The organism is Bacillus sp. FSL K6-0268 (assembly GCF_038005425.1).
GTDB lineage: Bacteria > Bacillota > Bacilli > Bacillales > Bacillaceae_G > Bacillus_A > Bacillus_A thuringiensis_S.
This window is the reverse complement of record NZ_JBBOTF010000001.1, coordinates 3,668,344-3,682,322: the sequence shown is the minus strand read 5'-3', so window position 1 is coordinate 3,682,322 and position 13,979 is coordinate 3,668,344. Positions and strand designations below refer to the sequence as shown.

The following is a 13,979-nucleotide window of genomic DNA, read 5'->3' as shown; positions in this document are numbered from 1 at the left end:
AACTACATCGCTTCTTTTTTCTGTCCGATAACAGATCGTTCTAAAATCTCTGTCACATCAAGAGTTTGAACTTTTTCTTCTACCTCTTTCGCTTTCGTGCCATCACTGATCATCGTTAAGCAATATGGACAACCTGTACCGATAATGGATGGCTGTACAGCTAATGCTTGTTCTGTACGAGCAACGTTAATACGAGAGCCTGTTGTTTCTTCCATCCACATTAAGCCACCACCTGCGCCACAACACATTCCAGTCTCACGGTTACGTGCCATTTCTACAAGATTCACTCCAGGAATCGCTTTCAAAATGTCACGTGGCGCTTCGTACACTTCGTTGTATCTTCCTAAATAACAGGAATCATGGTACGTAACTGTTTCTTCAATAGCATGAACAGGCTTTAAACGCCCTTCTTTCACCCACTGGGCTAACAATTCTGTATGATGATAGACTTCTGCTTGCAAGCCAAAGTCCGGATACTCATTTTTAAATGTGTTATAAGCATGAGGATCAATCGTAACGATTTTCTTCACTCCTGCCTTTTCAAATTCTTCGATATTCTTTGTCGCCATCTCTTGGAATACAAATTCATTTCCGAGGCGACGTGGTGTATCTCCAGAATTCTTTTCTTTATTACCGAGAATTGCGAATGAAATGCCTGCTTCGTTCATTAACTTCGCAAATGATATTGCAATCTTCTGACTACGGTTGTCGTATGATCCCATTGAACCAACCCAGAATAAATACTCGAATTCCTCACCAGCTTTTGATTTTTCTTTTACAGTTGGAACTGTTACTTCGTCATCACCTTGGCGCCATGTTTCACGCTCTTTACGGTTCAGACCCCACGGATTTCCTTGACGCTCGATGTTTGTCATCGCGCGTTGTGCTTCCGCGTCCATTTTTCCTTCTGTTAAAACGAGATATCGACGTAAATCAATAATTTTGTCAACATGCTCATTCATAACTGGACATTGATCTTCACAGTTACGACACGTTGTACATGCCCAAATCTCTTCTTCTGTAATAACATCTCCGATTAAACTCGGATCGTAAGCGAGCGTTGTAGCCGCTGATTCTTGTTGTCCTTTTCCAGCTGCCATCATCGCTAACTGATTTCCTTGTGTATTATTGAAGGCAACTACTGGAACCCACGGTGCTTTTGATGTTACCGCAGCCCCTTTATCAGTTAAATGATCGCGAAGTTTTAATATTAAGTCCATCGGCGATAACATTTTCCCTGTGCCTGTTGCTGGACACATATTTGTACAACGGCCACACTCTACACAAGCGTATAAGTCAATAAGTTGATTTTGTCTAAAGTCTTCAATTTTACCAACACCAAATGTTTCTTGTGTTTCATCTTCAAAATCAATCTTTTCAAGCTTCCCTGGATTTGAAATACGACCGAAAAATACATTAGCTGGTCCCGCAATTAAATGCGCATGTTTTGATTGTGGAACATACACTAAAAACGTTAACAAAATTAGTAAATGCACCCACCAAGAGAAATAGAACACTGAAATGGCTACGGTTTCATTTATCCCGCTAAAAACGTAAGCGATTGCAGAAGCAATTGGTTCACTCCATGAAAGCTCCTCGCCATGCCATATAAGTCCCATACCGTTACCAAGTAGCACAGAGATCATTAAACCACCGATAAAGATAAGAACAAGACCTGATTTGAAGTTACGTTTTAAACGAACAAGCTTTTCTACATAACGTCTATGAAAAGCCCAAAATACTGCAATTAAAATAACAAGTGTGACAATTTCCTGGAAGAATGTAAATGCAGGGTATAGTGGTCCAAGTGGAAGATGTGATCCTGGTGCGAGTCCTTTCCAAACGAAGTCAATTGCTCCAAATTGGACAAGAATAAATCCGTAAAAGAACATAACGTGAATGATGCCGCTTTTCTTATCTTTCAGCAGCTTTTTCTGACCGAAAACATTGACCTTAAGAAGATCCCAACGCTCTTTAAAACGACGGTCAAATTCAATTTTTTTTCCTAATTGTATGTAGGCTATTCTCGTCCGTATAAGATATACAAACAAATATCCTGCATAAGCAATAACAGCAATGGCAGCCAGCCAATTAATGATCAGTAAGCTATTCATTTTTATGCTACCCCTCTCTTTGTAAGCCCTCTTTCTTTTTAGAATCTTCAAAAATATATAATTTTCTGAATTATATCCCCTACCCCCATTATATAATGAGTGAGCATTCAGTCAACAGTTTTTTGTTATAGAACAACACATTTTTTCATAAAGCTGTTTATTTCGGTGAAACTATAAAGTGAAACTTTAATCTGTAGGGGTGGTTCATCCCCCACTGATTATTAGTTGAACCAATCGGGCTTTTACGGGCAGTTGATTTCCAAACTAACTTCTACTTATTCATCAGTTTTTGAAGTAGGAAGCTTACTGCCCGTTAAAGCGGGATAAAGTGAAACTTTAATCAGTGCGACATACTATCCTCTGATGAAATTTATAATAACAACCGTGCTACCCGTATCATTTGTAACACACTGAAGGTGAAAAGAATGCGAAGGAGGGAATTCACTGATGCTCTACTTATCTCTTTTGTTAATATCCGTTGCTCTTTGGATTACAATTGACCTTTCATACGGGAGACTTCTTCATTTAAAGCGGGTAAGCTCTCGCACTTTCCCTTTACGTCAAAGTGATTTTCACCTTTATACATACGGGAAAGATTTGTATGACGCCTTATTTACTGATATAAAACAAGCACAGCACCACATTCATATTTTATTCTTCATTGTAAAAAACGATAAAATCAGTCGTGAATTTTTAAAGTTGCTGATTGATAAGGCTCAGGAAGGAATTGAAGTACGACTTTTACTTGATCGATTTGGCAGCCATTATTTATCAAACGAAGCTATTCGCTCCCTGCGAAAACATGGTGTATCTTTTTCATTTTGTCATAAGATAAAATTTCCTCTACTTTTCTTTTCTGCCAATCAAAGAAATCATAGAAAAATTACAGTGATTGATGGGAAAACTGGCTATATCGGGGGCTTTAATATCGGCGAAGAGTATCTAGGGCATAATGAATATTTAGGATTATGGCGAGACTATCATTTACGTCTTACAGGAGAAGGGGTTCAAGATTTACAAAAGCAATTTTTGCATGACTGGTTTGATGATACGAAACAGAATTTATTGGATGTTTCTCTTTATTTTCCAAAACAAAACCCAGGTACCATAATGCATCAATTTATTCCGACTGATGGTGCTTATTTACAGCATACTTTTTTACATTTAATTAACGGAGCAAAAAAAGAAATCTGTATTGGTACACCATATTTCATTCCTGGAAAAAAAATTATGAATGCCTTATTAAAAGCAAGAGAGAGAGGGGTTCAAATCACAATTCTCGTTCCAGAAAAAGCTGATCACCCTCTCGTTCGAGAAGCAAAATTCCCGTACTGCCGAAAATTAATACAGGCTGGTTGCAATATTTACGCATTTCAACAAGGTTTTTTTCACGCCAAAATTATTATAGTGGATGATGATATTTGTGATATTGGAACAGCAAACTTTGATATGAGAAGTTTATATATTAACCATGAAATAAACTGCCTGTTATATAATAAACATTTCATTCGAACAGTAAAAAATAAATTCCATGAAGATCTAGAGAATGCATCCGTACTTTCCTATAGCGATGTAAACCCACCTTCTCTTATCGATAGAGGAAAAGAATGGATTGGAACAATGCTTGCTTTCTTTTTATAGGAAAGACAATGAATAAAAGAGGTGTATCTCATATGATTATGCGGTTTGGATATGTCTCACATGCAATGGCACTCTGGGACTGTTCTCCTGCCAAAACAATGACGTTTACAAGCTTTAAGAAACTCAGCAAACAAGAGCGAGAAGACAAATTGTACCATGTTATAAGGAAAAATTTAGAGCACACAATACGTACCCTTCATTACAATATAGCGCATGAAATCCCGCTATATCGCCTATCGTCTTCCATCGTCCCACTTGCAACACATCCCGAAGTCGAGTTTGACTATATTGGGGTATTCACACCACTTTGGCGTAAAATAGGGGCTTTAATTAAAGAACACAATTTACGAATAAGTTTTCATCCAAATCAATTTACTTTATTTACAAGTGACAAGCCACATATTACTACTAACGCTATTACGGATATGACTTATCATTATAAAATATTGGATGCTATAGGCATTGCAGATTCTTCTTACATTAATATTCATGTAGGTGGAGCCTATGGAAATAAAGAAAAGGCAATTGAGCGCTTCCATGAAAACATAAAAAAACTTCCTGCACATATAAAAAAACAAATGACCCTTGAAAACGATGATAAAACGTATACAACTTCTGAAACTTTATCAATTTGCCAAAAAGAAAATATCCCATTTGTATTTGATTATCATCATCATATGGCCAATCTTTGCGAGGAACCACTAGAAGAGTTGCTTCCTGCAATTTTTGAAACTTGGTCACATACAAATATCTCTCCTAAAGTTCACATTTCCTCCCCAAGATCGGAAAAAGAATTTAGGGCTCATGCTGAATATATCGATTTAGAGTTTATTAAGCCCTTCTTACACGTTGCAAAAAAAAACAATCATAATTTCGATATTATGATTGAAAGTAAACAAAAAGACTTAGCACTATTCCGATTAATAGATGAACTTTCTGCTATAAGAGGCATTAAAAGAATAAGTGGTGCAATGTTACAGTGGTAAATTGTAACTTTGCACCATTTTTTCAAAAAAGTAATTTTTATAGTAAAAAACATCCTATTTTATATGCTATTATTTAAATTAGCATTCCCCCGAGATTCAACTTTATTGAAACGGAGTCATAATATGATTAATCAAAAAAAGTATGTACAATTTGTCATAATATACATATCTATATTTGCTCTTTGGATACTCTTTATTCCAAATGAGTCGCATATAAAGGAAATTGGGATTCTTTTCTTATTCTGTTTTGCTGCACTTTTTTCTTGCCACTGTTTATATAAAGCTATTAAAAAAATGAAACGCAGTGATAAACTATTTTGGATTTTATTACTATGCACTTGCCTATGTGGATTAGTTATGGAGATAACCCTATTTCTTAGTTCGATTTCCATGCATAATCAATCTATATTTTCATATAAAGCATTACCTTTTTTTATCATACAATATATTTTGCTCTTTGTTGGATTTGCTATAAAGTTTATAAAAAATTACTCTATTAAGGGACTTTCTCAATTCTCATTCGATAGCATCTTTATTATTATTATGAACATTTATTTCACCTTAACTTTTATCTTAGATATTTCAAGCTTCCGCATGTTAACAAAGGACACTTGGATTTTAATTGGGTATTTTATTGCACAATCATTAGTAATTTACGCCGTTATTAGCCTATATAGAAGAGAACAATATTCTTCTAGTAGAATCGCATTAATTATCGGTTTCACTATTATACTCGTATACGGTTATATTCATCTGTTTCAATTGAATTTTGGGATGAAAACTTCCGCTGAAATTAATTATTTAATACACACTGCTTCTATTTTATTAATTGGACTTTCTTCCATACTATATATTTTGGATAAACCAATGCAGCATGAAACGAAAGCAAAATATTATCGATTCGATTATATACGTTTTATACTACCTTATTTTAGTATAATTATTACTTTTTCTTTTATTATCATTCAACCTTGGGATGATAAATTCATGTTAATCGGCCTCGTGTTATCACTTATTTTGTTATTCTTGCGGCAACTTTACATGTGGAAAGATAATCAAGCACTAATCCATACATATGAACAGTTGACTACACAACTAGAGGGCGAAGTTGAAGAAGGTGCATTTGCATTATCAAAAAGTGAACAACGCTATAAATCTTTATTCGAAGATCATCCCGATGCCGTTTTCTCTTTAAATATGAATGGCATTTTTCAACAATCTAATAAGGCATGCGAAAGCTTATTTACTGCCTATTATTGCGAAGTGGCAAGCTATTCTCTGGTACACTTCATTGATTCAAAAGACCACGAACTACTTAAGAAGGCTTTACAAATTACAAAGGAAGGTAAGCCACAAACGTTAGAAGTTCGTACAAAAGAACAAGAAGGCTATTATTATTATCTCCATATTACACTTATCCCTACTTTTATAAACAAAGAAGTGGTCGGAATGTTTGGGATAGCGCGTGATATTACCACTTTATATGAAAAACAAAAACAAGTAGAACATTTAGCCTTTCACGATGCACTTACTGGATTACCAAATCGCCGAAAGTTCGAAAAAGATTTAAAAGCCATTTTGAATACAGCCCAAACTAACGCAAATGATGTCGCCGTCATGTTCCTTGATTTAGATCGATTTAAAAAAATTAACGATAGACTTGGTCATGACGTCGGAGATTTATTATTAATTGAAGTAGCAAACAGACTACGCGGTTGCTTGCGTTCAAAAGATGTCGTCGCTCGCCAAGGTGGAGATGAGTTTACCATTCTATTACCAGAAATGTACTCAGAAAAAAGTGCAATTTTTATAGCTGAACAGATTTTAACTATTTTAAACAAACCATTCTTCATTCAAGGCGAAGAACTCTCTATTACACCGAGTATCGGAATTGCGATGTATCCTGATTATGGAACTGATGTAAATGAGTTAATGAAAAATGCTGATATGGCTATGTACCGTGCGAAGGCAAATGGAAAAAACAGATTTGTTTTCTTCTCAAAAGAAATGAGTATCGCTCAAAATGAAATTCAATTCTTAGAAGGTGAACTTTCAAAAGCATTACAACAAAATGAATTTTTCCTTGAATACCAACCACAAGTAAGCACAAAAACAAAAGAAATTATCGGTTTTGAAGCATTAATACGTTGGAAGCATCCAAAACTCGGTATCGTATCTCCTGCCCAATTTATTCCTCTAGCAGAGGAAACTGGTTTTATTATTGAACTTGGTAATTGGATTTTACGTACTGCCTGTTTAGAGGCAAAAAGATGGCATAATCAAGGTTTTTCTCACTTAAAAGTTGGTGTGAATTTATCTGTTGTTCAATTTAACCATGCTGATTTAATCCCAACTATTTCAAAGGTGTTAGAAGAAACAGAACTGAAACCAGAAGCACTAGATATTGAAATTACGGAAAGCATCGCAATTAATCAAAATCAATCTGTAGTTGCAAAACTAGAACAGCTTCAAAATCTCGGCATTCAAATTTCAATCGATGACTTTGGAACTGGTTATAGTTCTTTAGCTTATTTAACAAAATATCCAATCAACACATTAAAAATTGCTCGAGAGTTTATTTGTGGAATTACAAATAGTCCTTTAGAAGAAGCAATTGTCTCTTCCATTATTACACTATCAAAAGAACTAAATTTAGAAGTGATTGCAGAAGGTGTAGAAACGGAAGAAGAATGGGAATTTTTACATAGACAAAATTGTGATCACATTCAAGGATTCTTTATTAGCAAACCTGTTTCTAGTAAAGACGTTTGGATGTTACTCCATAAAAAAACAACCGTCTAAATAAGGCGGTTGTTTTTTAAAACTCAAAAGGTAAATCTGCAGCTACTTGTACCTCTTGATCATTATGAGAAATTATTTGACTTTTCTCTAATGTTGTATCACCTAATGAAATACCCCATGCCATTGCTAACGTTAATAAACTACCAATAAGTAATTTCTTCATATTCCATCACCCACATTTTTTACTTTTAATATATCATGAAAATTTATTCACATTGTATGCAATTATGCATATCCACTTTTTAGGTTGTTTATCTGCTGATTTTATTTACGAGCGCTTCTTTATATGCATGCATTTCTAATATATCAAAAAAGAAACTTGCCTTCTTATATGCATCTTCAATCTCTGCCTCTTCATACTCCAACTTCCTTAGGCATTCACCTCTTTGATAATATAGCTGTCCAATTAATGCCATACTATTAATTCGGCATGATATTTCAATCGCTTTATTTACTTGATAAAGTGATTCTTCATATCGACTATCTAAGTATAATGCTTTTGCATGATTATACCTTACCTTCACGTCAAATTCTTCATTATCATGCAATGCCTCTAATTGTTTTAATATTTGTTCAAATAAATCAATACCCTTCTTCAAATAGCCATTTTCAGCATAAATGTTTGCAATTGCGTTTTCAATATAAAGATTCTGATATACATCAATTCCTGTCAATTGTTGATTGAGCAATTTCTTTAATTCTAAAATACAATATTCGTAATCGACTTTTTTCAACACGTAAGCAGCTACATAATATTGCCATTGAAGAAATTGCTGGAATTCAGGATGATATTCTTCCTTTTTCAGCTCATTCCATACTTTATTATAAATTTCTTTATATCTTTTTTGCTTACAAAGCATAATGACTTGATCTTTAAACTGTTTTTTTCTTTCAATATCCGAATAAATGAGTACCTCATAAAAATGAATAATGGGAATTTGTAATTTCGCTGCAATACCTTGCAATATATCCATACTTGGGTATACTGCACCCGATTCAATTCTGCTTACTTCCGATTGATGACATATGTTCTCGGATAACTGTTTTTGTGTTAGTCCTCTTAACACTCTAATTTTTTTAATTTCACTTCCTAATTTCTCTGCTTGCATACTTACTCACCATCCCATTATAACAATCTAATTTTTTAAGTTGTCATACCACTACAATAATGTGCATTCGACAATTTTTGATATGAAATAATGCATAATATATATAAAATTCGGCAAATTTTTCATACAATTCATCTCACATACAATAATAGATTAGGAGTGTTATAGATGAATTATAGAAAACTTGCCAGTGCTTTCGTTACATTCGGTCTTCTTTACCCTTTATCAACAGAAGCTATTCATGCTCAAGAATTAGACAAAAGTGCAGTCAAAGTTGAAATTGCTCAGCCTGGTTTAACAATCGGGAAATTAACACAACCTCAAAATGATACGAAAGAAAATATTGCTAAAAAGTATTTAAAAGGTGAGGTAGATGGGGCTAAAGCTCAACAAGAACAAGTCACTACTGAAAAAAATGTAGATTTCCAACCTACAAATAAAGAAACCAAAGAAAATCAAACCGAAGTTCGCCTTGCACAAACATATAAAAACTATAAAGTATATGGCCAAGATCTCATTGTAAAAGTAGATAAAAATGGAGTGATCACAACTGTTAGTGGTAAAGTTGTTCAAAATTTAAATCAACAACCTAATCTTACTATAACAAATTTTTTGTCGAAAAATGAAGTGAAATCTAAATTACGCGATATAGTTCAAATTCCAAGTGATGCGGTTGAGACAGAATTCTCTAGCGAAACCGTTGTTTATAAGAAAAAAGATGGCTATTATACATTCGCAACTGTTATTACATTTACTTATGAAAACAATGAACAAATTATAAATGGCAATGCTATCGTTGATCTAAAAACTGGTGAAGTACTTTTCCAAGAAAAATTCATTAAAAACAAAGAGAATAAGACTATAAATCAAGTAACATCACCTAGATTATCCACTGCAAGTGAGCAAGGAACTGGGAAAAATGCACTTCAAGAAAACATCTCTTTCAATATTGCCAAAGGAACTGATGGGAAATTTTATTTAGCGGATTTATCACGCGGAAATGGTATTTATATTTATAATGCAAACTACGCCGATTCCCTCGGGGGATATAGTCAAGCTGGTTATCCAGGGACACTAATTTCAAGTAGCACTCCTAATTTTGCAGATAAAGAAGCCGCGGGCGCTATGAAGAACATGAGTGATATTTATGATTACTTTAAGAAAGAACATAATCTAAAAAGTTACGATAATAAAGATTCAAAAGTTGTTGCTAGTGTACACGGTTTTGATTCTACTGAAGTTAGTGATGGTATAAAAGAAGACTATGTAAATGCGTTTTGGCATCCCGCTTGGAACCAAATGGTATTTGGTGATGGTTTAGACGGCAAACTAACATCAGCTCTTGATGTAACAGCTCATGAATTTGGACATGCTGTATTCAGTGGCACGACGAAAAATAAAGTCGTGAGATATCCAAGCGCTGAAACATCTGCACTAAACGAGGGATTAGCGGATTTCTGGGGTACACAAATCGAATATTACGTAAAGAAAGATAAAGGAAACTGGATTATGGGCGATACATTAGGTGGCCTAACAATTCGTGATATCCCAAGGGAAATTGGTGACGGCGGTCATAAATTATATACAAATTTAAAAGATTTCTATAATGATGGTAATAATCAAGAATCACACGTGAATTCTGGTATTATCAGTCACGTATTATATCAATTAGCTGAAGGTAAAACATATAACGGTGTTGCTGTTCAAAAACAAGGCAATGAAAAAGTAAGCAAAGTTGTTATGCGTGCATTGCAAAATTATGCAACTTCCGCTGAAGACTTTGAATCACTTCAATCTCACATCGTACAAGCTGCAAAAGATTTATATGGCACTGCCGTATCAAATGAATTTGCAAAGGCATTTGAAGCACATGGTTACAAGTCGTTACAAAAAGTAAATAAGGTAATAGAAGTACAATAACAAAGAAGAAGTTTACTCCTCTTAGGTAAACTTCTTCTTATATCCAACCCTTTTCTTCCGCAATTGTAATTGCCTCAATTCTATTTTTCGCATCGAGCTTCGTTAATACTTCAGAAATATAATTACGTACTGTACCCGGTGAAAGATAAAGTGCCTTCGCAATTTCGTTTGCCGTCTTTCCTTCTTTCGCAAGCAACAATACTTCCTTTTCGCGATCTGACAACGGATTTTGCTCCTGCCATAGACCGAACATTAACTCTTGGGAGACCTCTCGTTTCCCCTTCATTACATTACGAATTGCTGCTGCTAAATCTTCACTTGGGCTATCTTTTAATAAATAGCCGTGCACGCCAGCTTTCATTGCTCTTTCAAAATATCCTGGCCGTGCAAATGTTGTTAAAATCATAACTTTACATGGTGATTTTTCTTTCTTTAACGCTTCAGCAACATCTAATCCACTTTGAATTGGCATTTCAATATCCATAATACTGATATCCGGTTTTAACGATTCAATTAATTTTAGCGCCTCTTCCCCGTTTGCCGCTTGCCCAATTACTTCGATATCATCTTCTAGATCAAGTAAGGCACCTAATGCACCACGAAGCATCCGTTGATCTTCTGCAATAATAATTCGAATCATGCCCTCACCTCATCTTTTCCTGTTCTAATAACAACTGGAACTTTTACTGTTAACAACGTCCCTGGATTGATTGTACCTAGTTCAACAAATCCATCAATAAGAGCAATTCGTTCTTTCATGCCGCGGATACCATTTCCATCATGATTTTGATCTGTTAAACCAATTCCGTTATCTTCTACTTTCAAAATCAGCTCACCTTGCGATTCTAATACAGAAACTGCGCACCGCGTTGCCTTACTATGTTTTACAACATTTGTAACGGCCTCACGTAAACACATCCCGACAATATTTTGTTCAATTGGTGATAACGAGCTCGAGCTTGCTTCTTGCCTCACTTCTAATTCAATATTAGCTGCTTGTAAGATTGCCTTTATTTGCTCTAGCTCTTCTTCTACCGTAATCATACGCATATCAGAAATTAATTCTCTCAGCTGCTTTAAGGCTGTACGAGACGTTTGTGTAATTTCCTTCGCTTCCACACTTGCACGCTCTGGATTTTTCACAATTAACTTCTCTACAAGCTGGCTTTTCAAAGTAATAAGAGATAACGTATGCCCTAATGTGTCATGAAGATCTCTCGCAATCCGCTGCCGTTCTTCACGCTTTACTAAGTCTTTAATTTGCTCGTTTGCTTCATTCAGTTGGTTCTTTAACATCTTTTTCTGATTAAAATTGCGCATACCAAATGGCGTAAGAAGCATTAAAATAAACATCGGAACGATATTTACTAAACTTGTAGTTGTTAGTTGATTCATATTTACAAATAAAAATGCTCCAAGCATTATAACTAACGAACATAACAGCACTCGAAATACTTTCTTATTTGGCGCAAATCCCATCGCACTTGCTGTGAAAAAGCCAAAAAATATCATAAAAGGATTATAAAATAAAGCAAATAAAAAGATGAGTACCATTTGAATACAAGCCCAAAAAACAAACGTTCTCTGAACAAAATAAAGCTGACGGTATGTGACGATAAAAATTATCAACATACCGCTTCCTATTACAAGCTTCCATCCTGATGCCTGCGCTAAGTGATAAATTGGAAATAATAGATAAACAAACCACATATACGGAAAGAACCCCATATGTTTCGGAAAAACCTCAATCCTCTTTTTCTCTATCATTTATACCGCTTCCTGTCTTTTTCTTATATATATTGATACTACAACAAATATAAGGAAATAACCTCCTAATACCGCGATATTTTCCCATCCAATTGATTTTCCAGCTACAATATCCCACGCACCACTTCCGAAATGGTATGTCGGTGTCCACTCACCAATCGTTCTTAATATTTTGGGGAATACTTCAATCGGCATCCATAACCCGCCAACTATAGCTAAACTCATATTTAAAATATTTGCTAAGCCAGCAGCTGCGTCCGCCTTCTTAATGGAACCTATTACTGTTCCTAATGCTAAAAATGGTGTTACCCCTAACAATAACCATAGCCCCGCACCAATCCATTGCCCTACCGTTAACTCAACATGATTAATTAGTATCCCTGCAATAAAGATAACTAATATTGAAAAAGCATTTACTACTGTTTGAGCGATAATTTTTGCTGTTAAATATGCTCCCTCTGGAAGCGGTGTAATTTTTAGAAGATGTGTCCACCCTTGCCCTCTTTCCTGAGAAAGTCTCACACCGAAACTAAAGAGTGCAGTCCCTACAATGCTGAAAGTTGCCATCGAAATTAAATAGTGTGCCTTCCACGCATCTCCGTTTTGTGGTACTTGAACAACATTTGTAAAAATGTAGTAAAACATAACAGGCATTAATAATGAGAAAAAAATAAATAATTTATTGCGGAATGTACGTAAAATTTCTATTTTGCATTGCATCCATAATGCTCTCATGCGATTTCCTCCTTCTGATTTGCGACAAACTGTTCAAATGCTTCATCAAGGCTTCCACGTTCAACTGAAACATCTGTTACAGGTAAATTCCTTTGATAAATGGCTTTTAAAGTTGCATCCGTATCCTCCGTTGTTAAAATGAAGCGTCCTTCGTTTGACTTTACTTCTGTTACATTTGGTAATTCCTTTAGTAATTTTGTAGGAATGCTTTCCTTCGAATAAAATGTGATTGTTTTTCTCGAAATCGTTGCTTTCATTTCGTCTGGTGTACCATCTGCGATAATCTTTCCGTTCGCAAATAATAAGATACGATTTGCTAAAGCATCTGCTTCTTCTAAATAATGCGTCGTTAAAATAATCGTTTTCCCTTCACTTGCTAACTTTCGAATCGTTTCCCAAAACGTTCTTCGAGACGTAATATCCATTCCGACTGTCGGCTCATCTAAAAATAACAAATCCGGATTTCCCGCAAGTGCAAGCGCAAAGTTTAACCTTCTTTTTTGCCCACCTGATAATTTCTCACATCTTTGCTTTCGCTCTGATTCTAAATTTGATAACTGCAGTAACGTTTCTTTCGCTACAGGATTCTTATAATAACTGCGGAATAGCTCTATTGCCTCTTCCACTGTAATGCTATCAATCACACTTACTTCTTGTAACATTGCCCCAAGATTATTACGAACGCCTCTCTGCTTTGGACTCTTTCCAAATATAGAAACCGTACCTTCTGTAGGATCTTTTAATCCAAGCATCATCGAAATTATCGTCGTCTTCCCCGCACCATTTGGTCCAAGTAATGCTACTATTTCTCCTTTATCCACGTGAAATGAAACGTTATTTACTGCGTTTTTATGTTTAAATGTTTTAGAAACACCATTTACTTCAATAATCTTTTCCATCTCTCC

General features: G+C 35.1%; 11 protein-coding genes. 4 read left to right on the top strand and 7 right to left on the bottom strand.

Features of this window, described 5'->3' with window-relative positions:
* Positions 1-2: 2 nt before the first annotated feature.
* Positions 3-2,114: a heterodisulfide reductase-related iron-sulfur binding cluster gene (locus MHI28_RS18885; protein ID WP_001086753.1), complete on the bottom strand. Its 2,112-nt coding sequence runs from the start codon at positions 2,112-2,114 to the stop codon at positions 3-5.
* A gap of 447 nt (positions 2,115-2,561) precedes the next feature.
* On the opposite strand from MHI28_RS18885, the gene cls reads away from it, so the two are divergent.
* The 3 genes from cls to MHI28_RS18870 all read left to right on the top strand — a co-directional run bounded on the left by cls (position 2,562) and on the right by MHI28_RS18870 (position 7,543).
* Complete coding sequence (cls, locus tag MHI28_RS18880) at positions 2,562-3,755, top strand: cardiolipin synthase (RefSeq protein ID WP_000966425.1); 1,194 nt, start codon at positions 2,562-2,564, stop codon at positions 3,753-3,755.
* Positions 3,756-3,787: 32 nt separating this feature from the next.
* Complete coding sequence (gene uvsE / locus MHI28_RS18875) at positions 3,788-4,741, top strand: UV DNA damage repair endonuclease UvsE (RefSeq protein WP_086403040.1); 954 nt, start codon at positions 3,788-3,790, stop codon at positions 4,739-4,741.
* Between the two features lie 123 nt (positions 4,742-4,864).
* Entirely contained in the window at positions 4,865-7,543 is a 2,679-nt protein-coding gene (locus MHI28_RS18870; RefSeq protein WP_002162962.1) for a DUF4084 domain-containing protein, read from the top strand.
* 16 nt (positions 7,544-7,559) lie between these two features.
* Here MHI28_RS18870 and MHI28_RS18865 read toward each other — a convergent pair whose 3' ends face one another.
* Positions 7,560-7,706, bottom strand: coding sequence for a quorum-sensing peptide PapR (locus MHI28_RS18865; protein ID WP_000734733.1), 147 nt, complete (start codon positions 7,704-7,706; stop codon positions 7,560-7,562).
* A gap of 88 nt (positions 7,707-7,794) precedes the next feature.
* On the bottom strand, positions 7,795-8,652 hold the full coding sequence (locus MHI28_RS18860; protein WP_001147494.1) for a helix-turn-helix domain-containing protein: 858 nt from the start codon (positions 8,650-8,652) through the stop codon (positions 7,795-7,797).
* A 168-nt stretch (positions 8,653-8,820) separates the two neighbouring features.
* Between MHI28_RS18860 and MHI28_RS18855 the strand changes: the two genes are divergently transcribed.
* Positions 8,821-10,572 carry a M4 family metallopeptidase gene (locus MHI28_RS18855; RefSeq protein ID WP_001109525.1) on the top strand — a complete coding sequence of 584 codons (1,752 nt, stop codon included), beginning with the start codon at positions 8,821-8,823 and terminating at the stop codon, positions 10,570-10,572.
* Positions 10,573-10,609: 37 nt separating this feature from the next.
* Here MHI28_RS18855 and MHI28_RS18850 read toward each other — a convergent pair whose 3' ends face one another.
* From MHI28_RS18850 to MHI28_RS18835, 4 genes are read right to left on the bottom strand one after another with little or no spacing between them, the layout of a single operon-like run.
* Complete coding sequence (locus MHI28_RS18850) at positions 10,610-11,212, bottom strand: response regulator transcription factor (RefSeq protein WP_000619243.1); 603 nt, start codon at positions 11,210-11,212, stop codon at positions 10,610-10,612.
* Complete coding sequence (locus MHI28_RS18845) at positions 11,209-12,339, bottom strand: sensor histidine kinase (RefSeq protein WP_000570632.1); 1,131 nt, start codon at positions 12,337-12,339, stop codon at positions 11,209-11,211. The genes MHI28_RS18850 and MHI28_RS18845 overlap by 4 nt, the downstream gene beginning before the upstream one ends.
* Complete coding sequence (locus MHI28_RS18840) at positions 12,340-13,074, bottom strand: ABC transporter permease (RefSeq protein ID WP_001202431.1); 735 nt, start codon at positions 13,072-13,074, stop codon at positions 12,340-12,342.
* Positions 13,071-13,973 carry an ABC transporter ATP-binding protein gene (locus MHI28_RS18835; RefSeq protein WP_000411121.1) on the bottom strand — a complete coding sequence of 301 codons (903 nt, stop codon included), beginning with the start codon at positions 13,971-13,973 and terminating at the stop codon, positions 13,071-13,073. The genes MHI28_RS18840 and MHI28_RS18835 overlap by 4 nt, the downstream gene beginning before the upstream one ends.
* Between the last annotated feature and the right edge of the window lie 6 nt (positions 13,974-13,979).

Coding starts and splice junctions, on each gene's coding strand:
- MHI28_RS18885 (WP_001086753.1), bottom strand. CDS start 2,114: ATGAATAGCTTACTGATCATTAATTGGCTGGCTGCCATTGCTGTTATT.
- cls (WP_000966425.1), top strand. CDS start 2,562: ATGCTCTACTTATCTCTTTTGTTAATATCCGTTGCTCTTTGGATTACA.
- uvsE (WP_086403040.1), top strand. CDS start 3,788: ATGATTATGCGGTTTGGATATGTCTCACATGCAATGGCACTCTGGGAC.
- MHI28_RS18870 (WP_002162962.1), top strand. CDS start 4,865: ATGATTAATCAAAAAAAGTATGTACAATTTGTCATAATATACATATCT.
- MHI28_RS18865 (WP_000734733.1), bottom strand. CDS start 7,706: ATGAAGAAATTACTTATTGGTAGTTTATTAACGTTAGCAATGGCATGG.
- MHI28_RS18860 (WP_001147494.1), bottom strand. CDS start 8,652: ATGCAAGCAGAGAAATTAGGAAGTGAAATTAAAAAAATTAGAGTGTTA.
- MHI28_RS18855 (WP_001109525.1), top strand. CDS start 8,821: ATGAATTATAGAAAACTTGCCAGTGCTTTCGTTACATTCGGTCTTCTT.
- MHI28_RS18850 (WP_000619243.1), bottom strand. CDS start 11,212: ATGATTCGAATTATTATTGCAGAAGATCAACGGATGCTTCGTGGTGCA.
- MHI28_RS18845 (WP_000570632.1), bottom strand. CDS start 12,339: ATGATAGAGAAAAAGAGGATTGAGGTTTTTCCGAAACATATGGGGTTC.
- MHI28_RS18840 (WP_001202431.1), bottom strand. CDS start 13,074: ATGAGAGCATTATGGATGCAATGCAAAATAGAAATTTTACGTACATTC.
- MHI28_RS18835 (WP_000411121.1), bottom strand. CDS start 13,973: ATGGAAAAGATTATTGAAGTAAATGGTGTTTCTAAAACATTTAAACAT.